The 20402-nt window shown below is 71.3% G+C and carries 17 protein-coding genes; 12 read left to right on the top strand and 5 right to left on the bottom strand.

Translation table 11 applies throughout. The features are described 5' to 3' along the window. Together VGC13_RS30930 and VGC13_RS30925 are read right to left on the bottom strand one after the other, a co-directional pair. On the bottom strand, positions 1–1393 hold a 1393-nt coding region (locus tag VGC13_RS30930; RefSeq protein WP_331129211.1), incomplete at its 3' end, for an Ig-like domain-containing protein. 408 nt (positions 1394–1801) lie between these two features. Beyond that, positions 1802–3622, bottom strand: coding sequence for a methyl-accepting chemotaxis protein (locus tag VGC13_RS30925; RefSeq protein WP_331129210.1), 1821 nt, complete (start codon positions 3620–3622; stop codon positions 1802–1804). A gap of 430 nt (positions 3623–4052) precedes the next feature. On the opposite strand from VGC13_RS30925, the gene bla reads away from it, so the two are divergent. The 12 genes from bla (at position 4053) to VGC13_RS30865 (ending at position 18385) form a co-directional block, all read left to right on the top strand. Further along, positions 4053–4970: a subclass B3 metallo-beta-lactamase gene (gene bla, locus VGC13_RS30920; RefSeq protein ID WP_331129209.1), complete on the top strand. Its 918-nt coding sequence runs from the start codon at positions 4053–4055 to the stop codon at positions 4968–4970. A gap of 651 nt (positions 4971–5621) precedes the next feature. After that, complete coding sequence (locus VGC13_RS30915) at positions 5622–7385, top strand: DUF885 domain-containing protein (RefSeq protein ID WP_331129208.1); 1764 nt, start codon at positions 5622–5624, stop codon at positions 7383–7385. A 478-nt stretch (positions 7386–7863) separates the two neighbouring features. Next, positions 7864–8631, top strand: coding sequence for a hypothetical protein (locus VGC13_RS30910; protein WP_331129207.1), 768 nt, complete (start codon positions 7864–7866; stop codon positions 8629–8631). Between the two features lie 338 nt (positions 8632–8969). Continuing rightward, positions 8970–10778 (top strand): DUF4153 domain-containing protein, encoded by a 1809-nt coding sequence (locus VGC13_RS30905; protein WP_331129206.1) that lies wholly within the window; start codon positions 8970–8972, stop codon positions 10776–10778. Positions 10779–10854: 76 nt separating this feature from the next. After that, positions 10855–11922, top strand: coding sequence for a methylmalonyl Co-A mutase-associated GTPase MeaB (gene meaB, locus VGC13_RS30900; protein WP_331129205.1), 1068 nt, complete (start codon positions 10855–10857; stop codon positions 11920–11922). A gap of 14 nt (positions 11923–11936) precedes the next feature. Next, on the top strand, positions 11937–13673 hold the full coding sequence (locus tag VGC13_RS30895; protein ID WP_331129204.1) for a methylmalonyl-CoA mutase family protein: 1737 nt from the start codon (positions 11937–11939) through the stop codon (positions 13671–13673). Positions 13674–13761: 88 nt separating this feature from the next. Further along, entirely contained in the window at positions 13762–14316 is a 555-nt protein-coding gene (locus VGC13_RS30890) for a Uma2 family endonuclease (RefSeq protein WP_331129203.1), read from the top strand. A 15-nt stretch (positions 14317–14331) separates the two neighbouring features. Continuing rightward, positions 14332–14529 carry a type II toxin-antitoxin system HicB family antitoxin gene (locus VGC13_RS30885; protein ID WP_331129202.1) on the top strand — a complete coding sequence of 66 codons (198 nt, stop codon included), beginning with the start codon at positions 14332–14334 and terminating at the stop codon, positions 14527–14529. Positions 14530–14617: 88 nt separating this feature from the next. Next, the gene (locus VGC13_RS30880; protein ID WP_331129201.1) at positions 14618–15355 is read left to right on the top strand and encodes a class I SAM-dependent methyltransferase; all 738 of its coding nucleotides are present in this window, start codon (positions 14618–14620) and stop codon (positions 15353–15355) included. A gap of 136 nt (positions 15356–15491) precedes the next feature. Continuing rightward, positions 15492–16991 carry an acyl-CoA synthetase gene (locus VGC13_RS30875; protein WP_331129200.1) on the top strand — a complete coding sequence of 500 codons (1500 nt, stop codon included), beginning with the start codon at positions 15492–15494 and terminating at the stop codon, positions 16989–16991. A gap of 308 nt (positions 16992–17299) precedes the next feature. Further along, on the top strand, positions 17300–17704 hold the full coding sequence (locus VGC13_RS30870) for a hypothetical protein (RefSeq protein WP_331129199.1): 405 nt from the start codon (positions 17300–17302) through the stop codon (positions 17702–17704). A gap of 81 nt (positions 17705–17785) precedes the next feature. Further along, positions 17786–18385, top strand: a complete 600-nt coding sequence (locus VGC13_RS30865; RefSeq protein ID WP_331129198.1) for a M23 family metallopeptidase — start codon at positions 17786–17788, stop codon at positions 18383–18385. Between the two features lie 13 nt (positions 18386–18398). On the opposite strand, the gene VGC13_RS30860 is transcribed toward VGC13_RS30865, so the two are convergent. From VGC13_RS30860 to VGC13_RS30850, 3 genes are all read right to left on the bottom strand, one after another. Beyond that, positions 18399–18800, bottom strand: a complete 402-nt coding sequence (locus tag VGC13_RS30860) for a hypothetical protein (RefSeq protein WP_331129197.1) — start codon at positions 18798–18800, stop codon at positions 18399–18401. Positions 18801–18851: 51 nt separating this feature from the next. Continuing rightward, a complete protein-coding gene (locus VGC13_RS30855) occupies positions 18852–19145 on the bottom strand; it encodes a hypothetical protein (protein WP_331129196.1) in 294 nt (97 codons plus the stop codon). Between the two features lie 64 nt (positions 19146–19209). Then, the gene (locus tag VGC13_RS30850; protein WP_331129195.1) at positions 19210–20397 is read right to left on the bottom strand and encodes a pyridoxal phosphate-dependent aminotransferase; all 1188 of its coding nucleotides are present in this window, start codon (positions 20395–20397) and stop codon (positions 19210–19212) included. Positions 20398–20402: the final 5 nt, after the last annotated feature.

The following is a 20402-nucleotide window of genomic DNA, read 5'->3' as shown; positions in this document are numbered from 1 at the left end:
CGGTGGGGGTGGTGAAGCGCACCTCCAGCGAGTCCAGCAGCACCGCGCCCGCCGTGCCCGTCTGCGCCGCCCCGCCCGTGCGGGTCAGCACGCCGCTGGCGACCGCCGTGGCCGTGAAGCCCGCCGCCGGGAGCGTGCCGGACGTGGCGGACGCGGTCTGCGCCGCGCCCAGGCTGGTGCCCAGCGTCCACGCCGCGCGGGCGATGCCGTCCGTGCCCGTGGTGCGCGTCGCGGGCGAGACGGATCCGCCGCCGCCCGCGCTGAAGGCGACGGTGGCGCCGGGGACCGGGTTTCCGTGCGCGTCCGTCACCCGCACCGCCAGCGAGTCCGCCAGCGCCACGCCCGGCGCCCCGGTCTGCGCGTCGCCGCCCACCCTGGCGATGGCGGCGGGCGCGCCGGCGTTCGCGGTGGCGGTGAAGGCCAGCATCTCCGTCGCGCCGGAGAGGTTGGCCGTCGCCTGGTAGGTGCCCGCCGCGGTGGGGAGCCGCCACGCGGTGCGCGCGTAGCCGTTCGCGTCCGTCGTGGAGGTGGCGGGCGCCAGCACGCCGGGGCCGGCCCACTGGATGACGGCGCCCTGGATCGGCGCGCCGGTGGGGGTGGTGAAGCGCACCGCCAGTGAGTCCAGCAGCAGCGCGCCCGCCGTGCCGGTCTGCGTCACGCCGCCCGTGCGGGCCAGGGTTCCGCCGGCGACCATCGTCGCCGTGAAGGGCGCCGCCGCCAGGGTGCCGAAGGTGGCGGACACCGTCTGCGGCGTGCCCAGGGCGGTGCCCAGCGTCCACGCGGTGCGGGCGAAGCCGTCCGCGTCCGTGGTGCGGGTAGCGGGCGAGACGGAGCCTCCGCCCGCCGCGGAGAAGGCGACGGACTGGCCGGAGATCCCGTTGCCGTGCTGGTCGGTCAGCCGCACCGCCAGCGAGTCCGCCAGCGCGACGCCCGGCGCCCCGGTCAGCGTGCCGCCCAGCACCCGGACCAGCGAGGCCGGCGCGCCGGGGGTGGCGACGGCGCGGAAGGTGGCAAAGACCAGCGCCTGCCCGGTGGCGGGATGGACGGCGCGCGCCTCCACCTTCTGCGTGTCGCGCGCGGTGGTGCCCAGCGTCCAGCGCTCCTGCGCCCGGCCGTCCTCGTTGGTCAGCGCGGTGCCGGCGAACACGGAGCCGCCGCCGGTGACCACGACGAAGTTGACCACCTGCCCCTCGACCGGCTTCCCCTTGTCGTCCGTGACCTCCACCACCAGCGGCTGCGGCAGCTCCGTGCCGGCGGTGGCGGTCTGCAGGTCGCCGGAGACGATGTCCAGGCTGGCGGGCGGGCCGGCCGGGTCCGGTCCCGTGCCGTCGCACGCCATCAAGCCAAGGCCGGCCAGGGCGAGCAGAACGGAGCGGATCGATGAAAGGCGCATGTCTACATGGAGGCTGGTGTGGCGGGATTCCGACGGATGAAACCTATCGGTCGTGGAGGCGCAGGGTAAGCCGCGGGCTGCAAGGGGCCATGCCGTTCCGCCTCGCCGTGCGTCTTTGGCGTGGCGCGCGATTGCGTCCGCTCCCGGCCGCGGCGTCGCATCCCCCGATTCCGCCACAATGCAAACGACAATGAAGGCCGCACGCAGAAACGCGGAGGATGCGGAGAGAAGCTTTTCTCCGCGTCCTCCGCATCCCCGCGTGATCCCGAATCCGGGAAAACAACCCCTTCACAGGTACAGAGGAACAGAGTCAGACAGAGGAGCCCGGATGGAATTCATCTCGCTTTCTCTGTCTGACCCTGTTCCTCTGTACGATTGTTCTTTTTCAGGAGCCGGACGAGTCCCCGATCAAGCCGCGGCCACCAGTACGGGAGTGCCGGCGCGATGAGGGGCGGGCTGCCGCGGCGCCTCGTCCTGCAGGCGGAACGAGGCGGCCAGGGCGTGCAGCCGCGCCGCCAGGCCGTTCAGCGACTCGTCCGCGCCGTCGGCGGGGGCGTGGCCGGAGCCCGCGAGCGCGGCGATGGTGGCCAGGGCGACTTCCAGCTGCTCGGCCAGGGCCGACATCTCCTGCGCGGCGGCGGCGTTCTCTTCGGCCACGGCGGCCACGGATTCCAGCATGGCCGCCGACCCGTTCACCTGCCCGGCGATGCTGCGCGTTTCCCCCGACAGCATCTGCACCAGCGACTCGCTGTTCTCCAGCGCCTGGAAGATGGTGTCGAGCGCCTGGCCCACCTCGGTGGCGCGCGCGGCGGTCGCCTGCACGCCGGCCGCGCTGTGCTCCATCTCGGCGACCGTCTGGTCCACGTCGCGCCGCAGCTCTTCCACCACCACCACCGTGCGCCGCGCGGCCGCCGCCGCGCTCTCCGAAAGCGCCCGCACCTCCGCCGCCACCACGGCAAAGCCGCGCCCGGCGTCGCCCGCGCGCGCGGCCTCGATGGCCGCGTTCAGCGCCAGCAGGTTGGTCTGGCTGGCGATCCCCGTGATGGTCTGCGCGAACTCGGCGATCTGGGCCGAGTGGCGCTGCAGCCGGCGCACGCTCTCCACGTTCCCGGCCACCACCTGGCCGGCCTCGGCGGTGCCGCTGGCCACCGCGCGCACCCGGCCGCCGCCCTCCCGGGCCGTGGCCACGGACTCGCGCAGCGCGCCCGACATGCGCTCCGCCCCTTCGGCGATGCTGGCCACCGAGGCGGACATGGCGCCGGTCTGGTGAAATGCCTCCTGCGCGGCGGCCGCCTGCTCCTCGGCCCCGGCGGTGATCTGCCCCAGGGCCTCGGTCAGGTGCTGCACGGAGTCGCGCGTCTCGCCGGAAAGCACGGTGAGCTCGGCCGCGTGGCCGGCCAGCGCGCCGCCCGCGCCCTGGATCTGCCCCATCACCCCGCGCAGGTCGCCGGTCATGCGGTTGAAGGCGCGCGCCATCTGCCCCACCTCGTCGTCGCCGGCCACGTGCACGTCCTCGCCCGTCAGGTCGCGGGCGGCGATGCGCTCGGCGCGGGCGGCCACGCGCTCCACCGGCCAGGTGACGGCGCGGTTCATGGCCCTCGCCACCGCCAGCCCCGCCACCAGCAGCGCCGCCAGCAGCAGCAGCCCGGTGAGCTGCGTGGCCGATTCGCCCGTGTCGACCGCGGCCGTCAGCTGGTCCGCGGCGGCGTGGTGCCCGTCCTCCAGCGTCCCCAGCGGCTCGCGCAGGGCGTCCAGCTGCCGCACCATGGCGGCCAGCTCGCCCTCCACGTCCGCGGTGCCGGGCGCGGCGGCGGCCACGCGCGCGGCGATCCGCGCGCCGGCCGCGGCGTAGGCGTCGCGCGCCTGCGCGGCTTGCGCGGCCATCGCCCGGCGCTCGGCCGAAAGGCCGGGAAGGCGGCCGTACTCGGCCATGCGGTCGCGGACCTGCCCCGCGTTCTCGGCATGGAAGTCCAGCCAGTGCGTGCGCTGCGCCGCGTCGCCGGCGCGGGCGGCGTGGTGCAGCGCCACCAGCATCTGGTACGCGTCGCGGTCCACGTTCAGCACCAGCGCCAGGCCCGCCATCTCGCGCCCGGACAGGTCGCGGGTCAGGGACTGGGTGCGGTTCGCGTACAGCAGCATGCCCGCCACGCCCACCGCGGTCACCAGCACCAGGGTGAGCATGGCGCCGCGCAGCTTCCACGCAAAGGACCAGTCACGGATGGCCCGCATGCGTGCGCGCGGCCGCGGAGCCGTGTCGCGCGGGGGAGAAAGAGACTGCATCGGATGATTGGACGGCTGGAGGGGGCGGCGAAAGACGGACGCGCGCCGGACCTGCGTGCCTGAACGCAGCGGCGCGAACGGGATGGTCACTGACGCGGTGAGCGCGCGGCGTGGGCACTGCTGCCGTCCGCGCGCGCTTGATTTGTGTCTCGGAGTGCTACGAAAATAGTCGCACCGCCCGGTTCCGGCAAGGTGTCGGCATCCGGGAGGCGACAGGGATTGTCCAGACAGCGGACACGTGGCCGTCCGGCTCGGGAGCGCCGCCGAGGCGCCGCGGGTGGACGCGCACGCACGCTCGCGGCACTGGCCGGCCGTGCGTATCTTTCACCCTCCTGGCCAGTCGAGTCGGCCTTTTCCATCACGTCAGCCCCGACTCCGCATGACATCCGTCTCCGTCCGCACCCTCGCCACCGCCGGCGCGGCGCTCCTGGCGCTCTGCGGCACCCCTGCCGCCGCGCAGGCGGGCGATCCGCTCACCCGGCCGTATTCCGCCGCGGATTGTCCCAGCTGCGCCGAGTGGAACGTGCCCCACGCGCCCGTCCGGCTGCACGGGAACACCTACTACGTCGGCACGCACGGGCTGACGGCGCTGCTGATCACCTCTCCCCAGGGCCACGTGCTCATCGACGGGGCGCTGCCGAGCTCCGCGCCGCTGATCCTGCGGAACGTCCGGGCGCTGGGGTTCGACGTCCGGGACATCCGGCTCATCCTGAACTCGCACGTGCACTATGACCACGCCGGCGGGCTGGCGGCGCTGCAGCGGGCCTCGGGCGCGCGGGTGGCGGCGAGCGTGGCCAGCGCGCCCGTCCTGGAGCGGGGCACCTCGATGGAGGGCGATCCGCAGCACGGCATCCTGCTCGATTTTCCGCCCGTGCGCGACGTGCGGCGCTTCGCGGACGGGGAAACGCTCCGCGTGGGCCCCATCGCCGTGACGGCGCACCTTACGCCGGGCCATACGCAGGGCGGGACCACCTGGACGTGGCGCTCCTGCGACGCCGCGGGGTGCGTGGACGTCGTCTACGCCGACAGCCACTCTCCCATCTCCGCCGACGGCTTCCGCTACTCCGACAGCCGCGCGTACCCCTCGGCCGTGGCCGACTTCGAGCGCGGCTTCAGGACGCTGGAGGCGCTGTCCTGCGACATCCTGGTCACCCCGCATCCCAGCGGCTCCTCGCTCTGGGAGCGCCTGGAGCGGGGATCCCGGGGGCTGATCGACCGGGACGCGTGCAAGCGGTACGCGGCCGCGGGACGCCAGCGCCTCCAGCGCCGGCTTGAAACCGAGCGCGGAACCCGCTGAGCGGCGCGGGTCCGAGTCCGCAAGAAGGTTGATCTCACGCAGAGGAAACAGGGGCCGCAGAGAACGGCTCCGCTTCCCTCTGCGGCCTCTGTGTCCTCTGTGTGAGAAATTCTTTTGCGGAGCCGGATTGATGGCGCAGGTGCTTCCGCGCACATCTGTGCGGCGGATGCTTCTCAAGATCGCGCATCAGGGGGTGCCGACTGCCTGTTTCCGTGCGCTGCGGAGATGATCCGACGATCCGCATCCCTCTCCAAAAAACGCGGATGGCTCCCTGCCGCATTCCATCTCTTTCTCGTTCCCGACACCCCACGCCGGCTCGTGCCTCGTCGACGTGCGCGCCATGCCTCCGCTCACTACGGATCAGCGGTTCCGACACGGAGCGCAGAGGAAACGGCACGAGAAAACTCCGTTGACTCCGTTGACTCCGTGTGAGGCCCATCTTTTTTGCGCGCCTGGTATGATTCCCCGCCATCTCCGCGCATCTTGCGCTGAGTGCGCTTTGCCAGCACCCTGATGCGCGCCGACCCATGATTCCAGCCGCACTCACGCACTCACGCACTCACGCACTCACGCACTCACGCACTCACGCACTCACGCACTCACGCACTCCCGCACTCCCGCACTCCCGCACTCCCGCACTCCATCACGCCCATGACCTCCATCCGCCACCTTCTCCTTCCCCTTGCCGCCCTGGTGCTGGCCGTGCCCGCGGCGGCGCAGCAGACCGCTTCCGAGCGGCTGCGGCAGCTGATGGAGGACGAATGGGAGTTCCGCCTGCGCGAGAATCCCACCTACGCCACCGCGGTGGGCGACACGCGCTACAACGCCCTGCTGGACCGCGTGGCCCCCGCCGACGTGCAGCGGCAGGCGGCGCAGAACCGCGAGTTCCTGCGGCGCCTGGCCGCCATCCCCCGCGATTCGCTGTCGCCCGCGGAGCGCATCAACTACGACATCTTCGGCCGCGGCCGGCGCGACGCCGTGGCGGACGTGGAGCTGGGGCTGCACCTGATCCCCATCACCAACCGCGAGGGGTTCCACACCTGGTTTCCGCAGTTGGCCGACGACGTGCCGCTGGCCACGGTGGCGGACTACGAGAACTACGTGGCGCGGCTGGCGGCCTTTCGCGGCTGGGTGGGCCAGCACGTGGAGCTGATGCGCGAGGGAATCCGCACGGGGATGGTGCTGCCCGGCGCGTCGGTGCAGGGGATCGAGGGCACGCTTCAGCCCCACATCGTCGCCTACCCCGCGCAGAGCATGCTGTGGAAGCCGTTCGCCGACTTTCCGGCCGCCATCGGCCCGGCGGACCGGGCGCGGCTGTCGGCGGCGGGGCGGCAGGCCATCGAGCAGTCGGTGGTCCCCGGCTTTCGCGACTTCCTGGCCTTCATCCGCGACGAGTACGTCCCCGCCGCGCGCACGGGGATCGCCGCCTCGGAGCTGCCCAACGGCCGCGCCGTGTATGCGCACCTGGTGCGCGGCTACACCACGCTGGACCTGACGCCCGACCAGGTGCACGAGACGGGGCTGCGCGAGGTGGCCCGCATTCGCGCGGCCATGGACACGGTGATCGCCTCCACCGGCTTTACGGGCACCTTCGCCGAGTTCATCCACTTTCTGCGCACGGACCCGCGCTTCTACGTGCAGACGCCGGACGAGCTGATGCAGCGCACGGCACTGGTGCTCAAGCGGATGGACGGCGAGCTGCCGCGGCTGTTCGGGCGGCTGCCGCGCATGTCGTACGGCATCAAGCCCATCCCCGACTACATCGCGCCGCGCACCACCACCGCGTACTACTCGCGCCCGGCCGGCGACGGCACGCGCAGCGGCACCTACTGGGTAAACCTGTACGACCTGCGCAGCCGGCCCACGTACGAGATCGAGGCGCTGTCGTTCCACGAAGCCGTCCCCGGCCACCACCTGCAGATCGCGCTGGCGCAGGAGATGGAGAACATGCCGCCGCTGCGGCGCTTCGGCTCGTTCACGGCGTTCGTGGAGGGGTGGGGGCTGTACGCGGAGCGGCTGGGATACGACGCCGGCTTCTACACCGATCCGTACAGCCGCTTTGGGCAGCTGAGCTACGACATGTGGCGCGCGTGCCGGCTGGTGGTGGATACGGGGATGCACTGGAAGGGGTGGACGCGGCAGCAGTCCATCGACTTCATGGCCCAGAACAGCGCGCTCACGCTGCTCAACATCACCAACGAGGTGGACCGCTACATCGCCTGGCCCGGGCAGGCGCTGGCCTACAAGACGGGGCAGATGAAGATCAGCGACCTGCGCGCCGAGGCCGAGGCGGCCCTGGGCGGCCGCTTCGACATCCGCCGCTTTCACGACGTGGTGCTGGGCTCCGGCGCGGTGCCGCTGACGGTGCTGGAGGAGAACGTCCGCGGGTGGATCGCGGAGGAGCGGGCGCGGTAGGGCGGGGGAGTGCGGGAGTGCGGGAGTGCGTTAGTGCGGGAGTGCGTTAGTGCGGGAGTGCGGGAGTGGGTGATGTCGACTCCGCAAAAGGAATGGCCTCACACGGAGTCAACGGAGTCAACGGAGTTTTCTCGTGCCGTTTCCTCTCGCCCCTGCGTGATTTCAAGTGAGCGGAGGCATGGCGCTCCAGTCGACGAGGCACGAGCCGGCGTGGGATGTCGGGAACGGGAGAGGGGTGGAAGCGCGGCAGGGGGCCATGAGAATTTTTTTGGGGACGATGCGGATCGGTGGATGATCTCCGGAGCGCGCGGAAACCGGCCGCCTGCACCACCTGATGCGCGATCTTGAGAACCTTCCGCCCATGCCGCCGCCGGGGGAGCGACACCGTTTCTGAACCCGGGATGAAGATGTTTCCTTGCGCCGGGCGGTGTGGCGGATGATCGTATTCGATCCATCCATCCTTTCTCCATCCCCGATCATGCACACACATCTCCTGGGCCGGCTGGGGCGTGCGGCGGCGGGTGCGGCGCTGGTGCTGCTGGGCGCGTGCGCCCCCGCGATGGCGAACCCCGGCACCCGCCCGGCGCCCTCGACCGCGCAGGCGCAGTATGCGCGCGCCCTGGCCGAGGCCGCGCTCTACGAGCCGCGCAACGTGCTCCCGCTCAAAGGCGTGGACGCGGACCCGGACGGAACGGTCCTGGTGGTGACCCTCAAGGCGGGCGCATGGCCCCAGCGGGACACCACCCTCGCCAGCGAGGTGTGGGTCACCGTGGTGCCCGAGGTGCGCGATTCGTGCGACGACTGGGCGGACGAGGACAAGGCCATGCGGCTGCGCCAGCTGCTGGGGCTGCAGCCCACCCAGCCCGTGGCGTACTTCATGGAGATGCGCGTCCCCGCCGCCAGCATGTTCCGCCCCGCCGCCGATCCCGCCATCCACACCGACACCCTGTGCGACGTCGCGGCGAACCCCGACTGCGCGCTGCGCTTTCCCGACGGCGTGGACGCGGCGCACGTCCAGTGGATGGCCAACCAGATGCTTTCCGCCTGGAAGCTGCCCAACGGGTACCCCGGCGAGAACGCCGGCCAGTGGCGGCAGCTCGGCTACCCCTGGACCCGTCTGGGGTACACCTACAACTGGCACCCCGGCTCGCCCCGCTACGGCGCGTCGGAGTACGTGGTGCGCCCCGGCACGCGCGCCGTGGTGACGCGGGTGCTCCCCGTCGCCGACTACTGCCGCCGCGCCTGAGAGGGTGTTGCTAAACCTCGCCCGGTAATTGACTTCCTGAGGGAGGCGCCGCTCCTCGATCTGCGCACACGAAAAGCCATGGCGCCGACCGAAGGATCTCGCCGGCACAACCGGAGGGCCGGCTCCCGCGCCCGGAGGCCAGCCCCTTCGCGGAGGCGGACGAGATCCTTCGGTCGCGCACAAGCGGTTGTGTGGCTTACGGTTACCCGTGGCGCGCTCCCTCAGGAAGTCACCGCTTCGTTGTGAGTTCGAGGGTTGGCAACACCCTCTGACGCAGTGCTCCGCCCGGGGCGCCGGCCTTCGCCGCGCGCCCCCCTCTCCCCTCCGCCGACACACCCGTGCCCAACCCGCTGAGCCGTACCCTGCGCGCGTACGCCGCCGACGCGCGCGCCGCCTTTTCCGCCGCGCCGGTGGAGGTTGCGCTCGGCGTGTTCCTGGCCGTCATGCTCTCCATTCAGGTGCGCAACGAGGGCTTTACCGAAGACGATTTCGCCCGCATCGCCGCGTCCGTGGCGCTGGCGTTTCCGCTGGTCTTCGGGCTGAGCGTGCTGCGGGCGCGCGGCGTCGTCTCCGCCGCCGCGCGCTGGGCGGGGACGCTGGGGATCCTGATCGCCTCCGCCGCGTTCGGCTACCTGGCGCTGGACACGGACCGCGAGGCCGAGGGGTGGCGGTGGTTCCTGCTGGCCGCCGCCGCCGTGCTGCTGCTGACGATGACGCCGTCGCTTCCCTGGCGCACCCGCGACCGGCGGGCGTCGTGGGCGTTCGCGTGGCGGCTGGCGGTGCGGGTGGTGGGGATCGGGCTGTACTCCGCGGCGCTGTACGCGGTGCTGGCCGGCGCGGTCGCGGCCGTCATCTCGCTGTTCGACCTGGGCAGGCCGGAGCACCTGTACACGGACCTGGCCGGCGCGGTGTTCTTCGCCTTCGCGCCGTGGATCCTGGTGGGCGGCATCCACCGGCTGTTCGCGCCCGCGGAGCCCGGCGTGCCGCTGGCCGTCAGCCGGCTGGGCCGCTGGCTGTACACGCCGGTGCTGGTCATCTACCTGCTGATTTTGTACGCCTACGCCGCCAAGGTGCTGGCCACGGGCGAGCTGCCCCGCAACCTGGTGTCGCCGCTGGTGATCGCGGCCGGGCTCATCGGCCTGCTGGGCGCCGTGCTGCTGGAGCCGGCGCACGACGACGATGAGCACCGCGGCGTCTCGCTGCTGGCGCGCGCCGTCCCCGCGCTGCTGCTGCCGCTGGTGCCGCTGGCCGCGTGGGCGCTGACGGCCCGGCTGGGGGAGTACGGATGGACGGAGTTCCGCTACGTCCGCCTGGCCGCCGTCGCCGCCATCGGCATCCTGGCGGTGCTGGGGACCATTCGCCTGGTCCGCCGCCGCCCGCCGCTGCTGACCACGGTGCCGGCGGTGTTCGCCGCCGTGCTGCTGCTCTCCGCGGTGGGCCCGTGGAGCGCGCCCGCCGTTTCGCGCCGCGACCAGACGGCGCGGCTGCGGGCCGCCTTTCGCGAGGCGCGCGTGGACCCGAAGAACCTGCCGCGCGACACGGTGACGGTGGACAGCGCGTTGTTCGAGCGCATCAGCTCCGGCGCGCGCTACCTGGTGGACGCGCACGGCATCGGCGCGCTGCAGGCGGTGGTGCCCTCGCTGCCGGACAGCACGCGGGCCACCTACGCCATGGCGGCCGCCCTGCGCATTCGCGGCGGGTGCAGCGCCGGCCGGCTGGTGTCCGCCGACCTGGCGTGGCAGGGCGGCGTGCCGGTGATCGGCGGGGCCGCGCACGAGGTGCACCTGGTGGAGGGCGATTCCCTCGCGGTGAGCATCGGCGCCGTGGGCCTGCGCGTGTGGCTGGACGGCGACCGCCTGGTGGCCGCCGCGCCCGCCTGGCGCGCCGCCGCGGACCTGTCCGCGGCCCGGCGCGCGCTGGAGCCGCGCTCGGTGGAGTGCGACGCCGAGTGGCGGGGCACGCCGACGCCCCTGCCGCCCGCGCAGGCGGTGCTGGCCGTGCGCGACTCCGCCGGCGCGCTGATGGGGCAGCTGCTGGTGACGCAGCTGAGCGTGGGCGGGCCGCAGCCCGGCAAGGGCCCGTCCCCGCCGGGGATCCGCGTCCGCGGCGTGCGCGGCCTGCTGGTGCTTCCCCAGCCGCGTCCGTAGCAGGGCGGGGGCGAACGGTTTCGAACGGCCGTTCGCTCGCTTGACAGAAACCAGGCGCGGCGGGCACTTTCACCCCATGATCTCGCAAACCACCGCCGCCCCGCCCGACGACCTGCTGGAGCGGTTCCGCGCGGGGCAGCGCACCGCCCTGGCCCGCGCCATCTCCATCGTCGAAGACGGGCGCGCCGGCTTCGAGCGCCTGCTGCACCAGCTGCACGGGCAGATGGGCCGCGCGCACCGCATCGGCATCACCGGGCCGCCGGGGGCGGGAAAGAGCACGCTGACCAGCAAGCTGGCGCTGGAGTTCCGCAAGGCGGACGAGCGCATCGGCATCGTGGCCGTCGATCCCTCGTCGCCCTTTACCGGCGGCGCGCTGCTGGGCGACCGCATCCGCATGACCAACATCTCCACCGACCCGGGGATCTTCATCCGGTCGATGGCGGCGCGCGGGCACCTGGGCGGCCTGGCCACCACCACCAAGGAGGTGGCCGACCTGCTGGACGCCTACGGCTACGACCGCGTGGTGCTGGAGACGGTGGGCGTGGGGCAGAGCGAGCTGGAGATCGCCGGGACGGCCGACACCTCGGTGGTGGTGCTGGTGCCGGAATCCGGAGACTCCATCCAGGCCATGAAGGCGGGGCTGATGGAGGTGGCCGACGTGTTCGTCATCAACAAGTCCGACCGCCCCGGCGCCGACCGGCTGGCGCAGGAAATCGAGCTGATGCTGCACATGCGGCTGGGCGAGGCGCCGTCCAACGCCGGCCACCACGGCGTCAGCCTGAAGTCGGTGCAGAAGGCGGCGCGCGAGGGATTGAAGTCCCGCGCGGACGAGACGGGCGGCTGGGCCATCCCCGTGCTCAAGACGGTGGCGCAGAACGGCGAGGGGCTGGACGAGCTGGCCCGAACGCTGGACCGGCATCGGGTGTATCTGCACGATTCCGGCGAGCTGAGCCGGCGCAGGCAGGCCCGGCTGGCCGAGCGGGTGCGCGCCGTGGTGGAGCGCCGGTTGCAACGGCTCGTCTGGCGCATGGGGCCCGGCGAGGAGATCCTGGCCGGGTCGCTGGCGGAGCTGGAGTCGGGCGAGCTTTCGCCCTACGCCGTGGCGGACCGGATCGTGGCGGAACTTGGGGTTCACCCCCGATAAGCGAGATTCATACGATGAGCGTCGTCGAGCGTAACGTGCCCACCGCGGAACTGCTGGAGCGCATCCGCGAAAAGGAAAAGGAGCTGGAAAGCCTGCGCGCCGGCCTGGCCGCGTGGGAGGGCGCGTACGAGCGCACCGGCCAGCGCGACACGGGGTTCACCACCGTGTCGGGCGTGGAGGTGGAGCCGCTCTACACGCCGCTGGACCGGCCCGTGCCGTCGGCCGAGGAGGCCGCGTACCACAACGCGGCGCTGGGGATGCCCGGCGAGTTCCCGTTCACGCGGGGGCCGTACGGCACCATGTACCGCACGCGGCTGTGGACCATGCGCCAGTTCGCCGGCTTCGGCACGGCGGAAGAGACCAACGCGCGCTACCACTTCCTGCTGGGCCGCGGGCAGACGGGCCTGTCGGTCGCGTTCGACTTTCCCACGCTGATGGGCTACGACAGCGACCATCCGCGCTCGCTGGGCGAGGTGGGCAAGTGCGGCGTGGCCATCAGCTCGCTCGACGACATGGAAACCCTGTTCGACGGCATTCCGCTCGACCAGGTGTCGGTGTCCATGACCATCAACGGGCCCGCGATCATCCTGTTCTGCTTCTACATGGTCGCGGCCGAAAAGCAGGGCGTGCCGTTCCACAAGCTGCGCGGCACGGTGCAGAACGACATCCTCAAGGAGTACCAGGCGCAGCACGCCTGGGTGTTCCCGCCCGAGCCGGCGCTGCGCCTGATCGTCGACATGTTCGAGTGGGCCTCGAAGGAGGCGCCCAAGTACAACCCCATCTCCATCAGCGGCTACCACATCCGCGAGGCGGGGTCGACGGCCGCGCAGGAGCTGGCGTACACGCTCAAGAACGGGCTTGAGTACGTGCGCCGCGGGGTCGAGCGGGGGCTGGACGTGGACGACTTCGCGCCGCGCCTCTCGTTCTTCTGGGACGTGCACAACGACTTCTTCGAAGAGATCGCCAAGTTCCGCGCCGCCCGCCGCATCTGGGCGCGCCACCTGCGCGACGACTTCGGCGCGAAGAACCCCGAGAGCTGGCGCCTGCGCACGCACGCGCAGACGGCGGGCGTCACGCTGACGGCGCAGCAGCCGGAGAACAACATCGTGCGCGTGGCCTACCAGGCCATGGCGGCGGTGCTGGGCGGCACGCAGTCGCTGCACACCAACTCCATGGACGAGACGCTGGCGCTGCCCACCGAGCGCGCGGTGCAGATCGCCCTGCGCACGCAGCAGGTGCTGGCGTTCGAGACCGGGGTGCCCAACACCATCGACCCGCTGGCGGGCTCGTACTACCTGGAGTCGCTCACCGACCAGATGGAGGCCCAGGCCGAGGCCATCTTCGCCGAGATCGACACGCTGGGCGGCGTGGTGCCGGGGATCGAGGTGGGCTACTTCCAGCGCGAGATCGCCCGCAGCGCCTTCCGGCAGCAACTGGAGATCGAGCGCGGCGAGCGCACCATCGTGGGCGTCAACGAGTTCACCGTCGAGGGCGAAGAGCTGCAGATCCCGCTGCTCAAGATCACCGAAGAGGCCGAGCTGCGGCAGCGCGAGCGGATGGCCGCCATGCGCGCCCGCCGCGACCAGGCGCAGGTGGACGCCACCCTGGAGCGCCTGAAGCAGGCCGCGCGGACCACCGAGAACGTGGTGCCCGCCATGCTCGACGCCGTGCGCGCCTACGCCACGCTGTACGAGATCCGCGCCGCGATGGAAGAGGTCTTCGGCGCCTACCAGGAGCCGGTGTTCTTCTGATCCCGTGCCGGGACGATGACGACGATCAGGACGGCCTCGCGTTGTTTCGCGGGGCCGTCCTGCGTTCTGGATCGGAGGTCACCGCGAGATGACAGCCTCACCTCGGTCGCGGCCGGTCACGGTCGATGAGCTGTGCGCGATGCCGGACGACGGCCTTCTGCGCGAACTGGTGGACGGAGACGTGTGGGTCACGCCGGTGCCGGGGGAAGAGCATGGCCTGATCGCGGCGGAGATCCTGATTCGCCTCGGAAGCCACGTCCTGGCGCATGATGCTGGCAACGTGTACGCAAGAACGGGCTTCCGTCTCTCGTCCGCGCCGGATACCTTGATGGCGCCGGACGCCGCGTTCGTAAGCCGGGAGCGGATCGAGCGTGCGGCGATCGGACGCGGATACCGCGCGGGCGCTCCGGACCTGGCGGTGGAGGTGGTGTCGCCGGGCGATTCGTTCGTGGAGGTGGAGGCCAAGGTGACGCGATGGCTGGCGGCGGGGTGCCGGATGGTCGTCGTGGTCAACCCGGCCCGGCGCGCGGCGACGGTCTACCGCTCCCGCGACGACATCGCCCTGCTCACCGAGGGCGACGTGCTGGACGGCGGTGACGTCGTCCCCGGGTGGACGCTTCCCCTGCGCGAGCTGTTCGTCTGATCTGGAGCGTCTAAATTGCGAGTCATCGTCCATGAGGCGGAAGAGGGCGGGTACTGGGCCGAGGTGCCCGCCATCCCCGGCTGTGCCACGCAAGGCGATACCTTCGAAGAGCTGCTGAGCAACCTCTACGAAGCGGTAGAAGGCTGCCTCTCGGTCGATGTAGATGAGCCGGAGCAGGGAACGGGCTCGCGCGTGCTGGAGATCGCCGTGTGAGGCCCTTGACGGGCAAGGAGATGTGCCGGCCAATCCAGCCTTCTGAAGATTGCGGGGATCGATCCCGAGAGCGTTTGATCCGCGTCGTGTGACGACATCGACGGCGCCCGGCCTGCTGGACCTGTGGCGGGAGACGGGGGACGGCTGGTTTCCGCTCCTTTGTGAGCCGCTGCTGCGGATTGCGCTGGGCCACCTGCAGGAAGGGCTGTCCCCGGGCGCCGTGGTGCTGGACCTGGGCTCGGGGCGCGGATACCTGACGTCGGCGCTGGCGCGGTACGGCGCGCGGGCGGTGGGGGTGGATGCGAGCCCCGCGGAGCTGCGGCAGAGCCGCGCGCGCTATCCCTCCGGCCGCTACGTCGCCGCCCTCGCCGAGGCGCTGCCGCTGGACGACGCCAGCGTGGATGCGCTGCTTTCCGTCAGCATGCTGCAGTACACGGACCGGGCGCGCGCCCTGGCCGAATGCCGCCGGGTGCTGAAGCCCGGCGGCCGCTTTGCGGTGGTGGAGAACCTGTACGGCAGCCCGTGGGCGCGCACGTACCGCCTGGCCGAGCGGATCGCCCGGCCCTCCGCGCAGCCGCGCAGCCACCTGTCGTGGCAGGGGCGCCATCTGTACGAGGCGTACTTCGGCGAGGTGCGCTACCGGCCGTTCCACCTGCTGTCTCCGGGCCTGCTGACCTGGACGGGGATCCACCGCCACCCCGGCGGCGCGGCTGGGCGAATGCTGCGCGCCCTGTCGCGCGGGGTGCAGCGGGTGGACGATGCCCTGCTCACCGTCCCCGCGCTGCGGCCGCTGGGATGGCTGGTCCTCATCCACGGCACCCGCTGATCTCCGCACCAGGTCGCACGATCGCGGCCCGGCGGACCTCCGCGGGCGTCCTGCTTTTGATGCGGCCGGGCCGGCTCGGGATTAGGTTGTCCGCAGTGCCCCGCCGCTCTCAGGCCTCCACCGCCGAGTCCCGCCGATGTCCGCCCGCAACCCAGACCTGCCGATCGTCGCCCGCGCCCGTGAGCACGCGGCGCGCACCGCCGTGGTGGCGCCGGAGGGAACGTTCACGTACGCGGAGTTGCTGGACGCCTCCGCGCGGGTGGCGGCGGCGCTGCTGGCGGGGGGCGACGACCTGCGCGAGGCGCGGGTGGCGTTCCTGGCGCCGCCGGGGTGGGACTACGTGGCGGTGCAGTGGGGCGTGTGGCGCGCGGGCGGCATCGCGGTGCCGCTGGCCGTCTCGCATCCCCCCGCGGAGCTGGAGTACGTGGTCCAGGACGCGGATGCGGAGATCGTCGTCGCGCACCCGCAGTTTGCGGACGTGCTGGCGCCCATCGCGGAGCGGAACGGGCGGCGCTTCCTGCGGACGGAGGATGCGCTGGCCGGGGAGCCCGTGGCGCTGCCGTCGATCGACGAGGCGCGGCGGGCGATGATCGTCTACACCAGCGGCACCACGGGAAAGCCCAAGGGCGCCGTTACCACGCACCCCAGCCTGCGCGCGCAGGTGGCCGCGCTGGTGGAGGCATGGGGATGGACGGCGGACGACCGCATTCTCCTGGTCCTGCCGCTGCACCACGTGCACGGCATCGTCAACGTGCTCGCCTGCGCGCTCTGGTCCGGCGCCGTCTGCGAGATCGTCCCGCGCTTCGACGCCGGCGAGGTGTGGGAGGTGATCGAGAGCGGGCGCCTGACGCTGTTCATGGCCGTCCCCACCGTCTACGGCCGCCTGATCGGAGCGTACGACGCGGCGGACGAGGAGCGGCGCGAGCGGATGTCGGCGGGGTGCCGGCGGATGCGGCTGATGGTGAGCGGATCCGCCGCGCTGCCGGTGCAGACGCTGGAGCGCTGGCGGCAGATCAGCGGCCACGTCCTGCTGGAGCGCTACGGGATGACGGAGATCGGCATGGCCCTCAGCAACCCGCTGCACGGCGCGCGGCGCCCCGGCTTCGTGGGGGTGCCGCTGCCGGGCGTGCGCGCGCGGCTGGTGGACGAGGACGGCGCCGAGGTGGAGCCCGGGACGCCGGGGGAGATCGAGATCGCCGGGCCCGCCGTGTTCCTGGAGTACTGGCGCCGGCCGGAGGCCACGGCCGGGGCGTTCCGCGACGGCTGGTTCCGCACCGGCGACGTGGCGGTGGTGGAGGATGGATCCTACCGCATCCTGGGCCGCCGCAGCGTGGACATCATCAAGACCGGCGGCTACAAGGTCTCCGCCCTGGAGATCGAGGAGGTGCTGCGCACGCATCCCGGCATCCTCGAGTGCGCCGTGGTGGGGGTGGAGGACGTGGACTGGGGCGAGCGCGTCTGCGCGGCGGTGGAGGCGCGCGACGGGGCCGCGCTCTCGCTGCCGGAGCTGCAGGCGTGGGCGCGCGATCACCTGGCCCCCTACAAGCTCCCCCGCGACCTGCGCACCGTGGATTCGCTCCCCCGCAACGCCATGGGCAAGGTGCTGAAGCCCGAGGTCGCGAAGCTGTTTCTTTGATCTGCCCACGACTGAAATGGCCTCACACAGAGTCAACAGAGTTAGCAGAGTCAGACTCTGTTGACTCTGCTGACTCTGTGTAATCGTGATGCCTTCTCCGGAAAAACAACGGCTTTAAGGGTACAGAGGTACAGAGTCAGACAGAGGAACCAGGATGATATTTCAACTCGCTTTCTCTGTCTGACTCTGTTCCTCTGTACGATTATTCTTTTTCAGGATTTGGGTATGAGAATGAGGCCAATCAGCCCTGCCTGCTACCCACTACACTCCCGATATCTTGATGCCGCCTCCTTTACCCGGGCGGTGGGATGACGATGGGTCACAGGGACGATCCCCGCGTGCGGGTTCGCGAGACGCTGACGCTACCCGTGTGCGACGTGTGTGGTGACATGGCGCTGAACGCGGAGAACACGGAAGCGCTCGAGGCGGCGCTGGAGCGGTCGTACCGGCGCAAGCGGCTGCGGCAGCAGCGGGCGCTGATCAACGATCTGCGGCGCGCGGGGCTCTCGCAGGTGCAGATCGAGCGATTCGCCAACCTGTCGCCCGGCTACGTCTCCAAGCTGCGGAAGGGAAAGCTCGCCTCGGGGGCCACGTTCCGGCTGCTGTACCTGCTGCATGCGTTTCCCGCGGAGGCCATGCGCGCGGTGAGCCGGCTTGATCCCACGCTGAGAGAGGCGTGGGCGAAGCTGGAATTCAGCCTTCCCGCCAGCTGACGTTCCGACCGCCGCGCAGCCGCCGGGTCCGCTTCGTGCTCCCAGGAAGTGGGTTCATCCCTCGAAAGCACTGGAGATCGGATGCGGCGGCCACGCCTGTCGTTCCGGAACGTCGTCATCGCGGCCGCGCTGGTGCAGGCGGGGCTGCTGCTGGGGCTGTTGATCTACCTGGCGGCGTCGGACCGGGCGCTCGTCGTCTCCATCCCCTCGCGCGAGGAGCGGTGGCGCGCGGAGGCGTCGGCGGGGCTGGTGATTCCGGTGGCGGGGGTGCGGGCGGCGGAGCTGAAGAACACGTACGGGGCGGCGCGCTCCGGCGGACGCGCGCACAAGGGCGTCGACATCTTCGCGGCGAAGGGCACGCCGGTTGTCGCGGCGGCGGCGGGCGTGATCGTGAAGCGCGACTCCAACGCGGTGGGCGGGGTGTCGGTGTACCAGCGCGACCTGGACGCCCGCACCATCTACTACTACGCCCACCTGAACGGCTGGCGCGCCGGCCTCAAGGAAGGCGACCTGGTGCGCCAGGGCGAGGTGATCGGCTACGTGGGGAGCACGGGCAACGTAAGCGGCAGCCCGCACCTGCACTTTGCCGTCTTTACCGTCACCGACCCCAACCGATGGTGGAAGGGGCGCGATCTGAACCCCTACACGCTCCTGCGCCCGCCCGCCTCGGCCGCGCGCTGATCGCCGGGCCGGGCTACTGCCGCTGAAAGGTGTACGCGTACCCCGCCGGCACCCGCAGCGTCAGCCGGCCATCTTCCTCCAGGGCATACACGAGGGGGACGGGCTCGGAGCCGTCGTCCATCTCCAGGAACAGCGTGTCGCCCTCTACTCGATACGTTCCCGTGGCCTGCCGGTGCTCGATGCGGACGTGGTCCCCCATGCTCGTCTGCAGCGCGAACGTGTATCCGCCGTCTTCCCCGAGCAGGAGCGCGGCGGCGTGCACGGTCACGTTGTCCTCGTCCGGCGACGGCGCGGGGAGCACCCGCCCCTCCAGCTGCGTAAGCGTGTACGCACCCTGCACCTGCACCTGTGCGGCGGCGGGAACGGCGGGCGTGAGCGCCAGGAGGGTGAGCAGGAGCAGGCAGATTCGGCGCATCGTGTACCTCGGGATGAAAGTGGAGAGGGCACGCGGTTTCGGGTAGAGCCGCTACGCGCCGGGAAGAAAGCGCGAGCGGGCCATCAGCAGCGCGGCCTCGGCGCCGCCGGGGAAATCGTTGGAATCAGCCAGCGCCCGGGCTGCCTCTTCCAGGCTCTCGTGCATCTGGTTGCGGATGGGCTCGGGAATGCCGTCCAGGTTCAGCCCGCGCCACTCCTCCGTCTCCAGCGCCGCGCGCGCGTCGTTCACGCGCCCGTCGCGCAGGTCCATCAGCACCCCGTCGATCCACTCGATGAGGTGCGCCGAGCCCTGTGACCCGGTAAAGATCGGTTCCGCGTCGCTCATCATCCCTCCTCACCCACCGTTTGATGCGGATCGCGGCTCTCCGCGAGTCGCCGGAGACTCCTCCTTACGACAGCTTCGCCAGCCGCTCCACGGCGGCAAGCAGCGTCTCGTCCTTCTTGCAGAAGCAGAAGCGCACCTGCTGCGCGCCGTCTTCGGGGCGGTGGTAGAAGCTGCTGCCGGGAACGCACGACACGCCCACCTCGCGCACCAGGTGCATGGCGAACTCCACGTCGTTGGCGAACCCGAAGCGGCTGATGTCCGTCATCACGTAGTACGCCCCCTCCGGCCGCGTAACGCCGAAGCCCGCCTTTTCAACCGCCGGCAGAAACAGGTCCAGCCGCGCCTGGTAGTCCGTGCGCAGGTGGTCGTAGTACTCGGGCGGCAGCGACAGCGCAAAGGCCCCCGCGGCCTGCAGCGGGGCGGCGGCGCCCACGGTGAGGAAGTCGTGCACCTTGCGGATGGCGGCGGTGATGTGGGGCGGGGCGATGCAGTAGCCCACGCGCCACCCCGTCACCGAGTACGTCTTGGACATGGAGTTGATGACGACCGTGCGCTCGCGCATCCCCTCCAGCTGCGCCATGCACACGTGCCGCGCCGGCGTGCCGTCCGCGTGGGCGTAGAGGATGTGCTCGTAGATCTCGTCGGTGATGCACAGCGCGTCGTGCTCGATGCACAGGTCGGCGATGAACTGCATCTCGTCCCGCGTGAACACCTTGCCCACGGGGTTGTTGGGGTTGCAGAGGATGATCGCCTTGGTCCGCTCCGTGAACGCGGCGCGCAGCTCGTCCGGATCGAAGCTCCAGGTGGGCGGATGGAGCTTTACGTACACGGGCTTCGCGCCGGAGAGGATGGCGTCGGGCGCGTAGTTCTCGTAGAACGGCTCGAAGATCACCACCTCTTCGCCGGGGTCCACGGTCGCCATCAGCGTGGCGATCATGGCCTCGGTGCTGCCGCAGGTGACGGTGACTTCGCGCTCGGGGTCGATCTCCAGCCCCAGGTGCCACGCGGTCTTCTTTGCCAGCGCCTCGCGGAAGTCGCGCGCCCCCCAGGTGATGGCGTACTGGTTGACGTCGGCGGCGATGGCGTCCATGGCCGCGCGCTTGATGGGCTCCGGCGCGCCGAAGTCGGGAAAGCCCTGCGCCAGGTTCACGGCGCCGTACTTCATGGCCTGCCGCGTCATCTCGCGGATGACGGACTCGGTGAACCGGCTCGCCTTTTCGGATACGCTGGACCTGCGGGAAACCGTCGTCATTCGGG

The sequence above is a fragment of the Longimicrobium sp. genome, assembly GCF_036399255.1.
Classification (GTDB): Bacteria; Gemmatimonadota; Gemmatimonadetes; order Longimicrobiales; family Longimicrobiaceae; genus Longimicrobium.
This window is presented reverse-complemented; position numbering and strand designations above follow the sequence as displayed.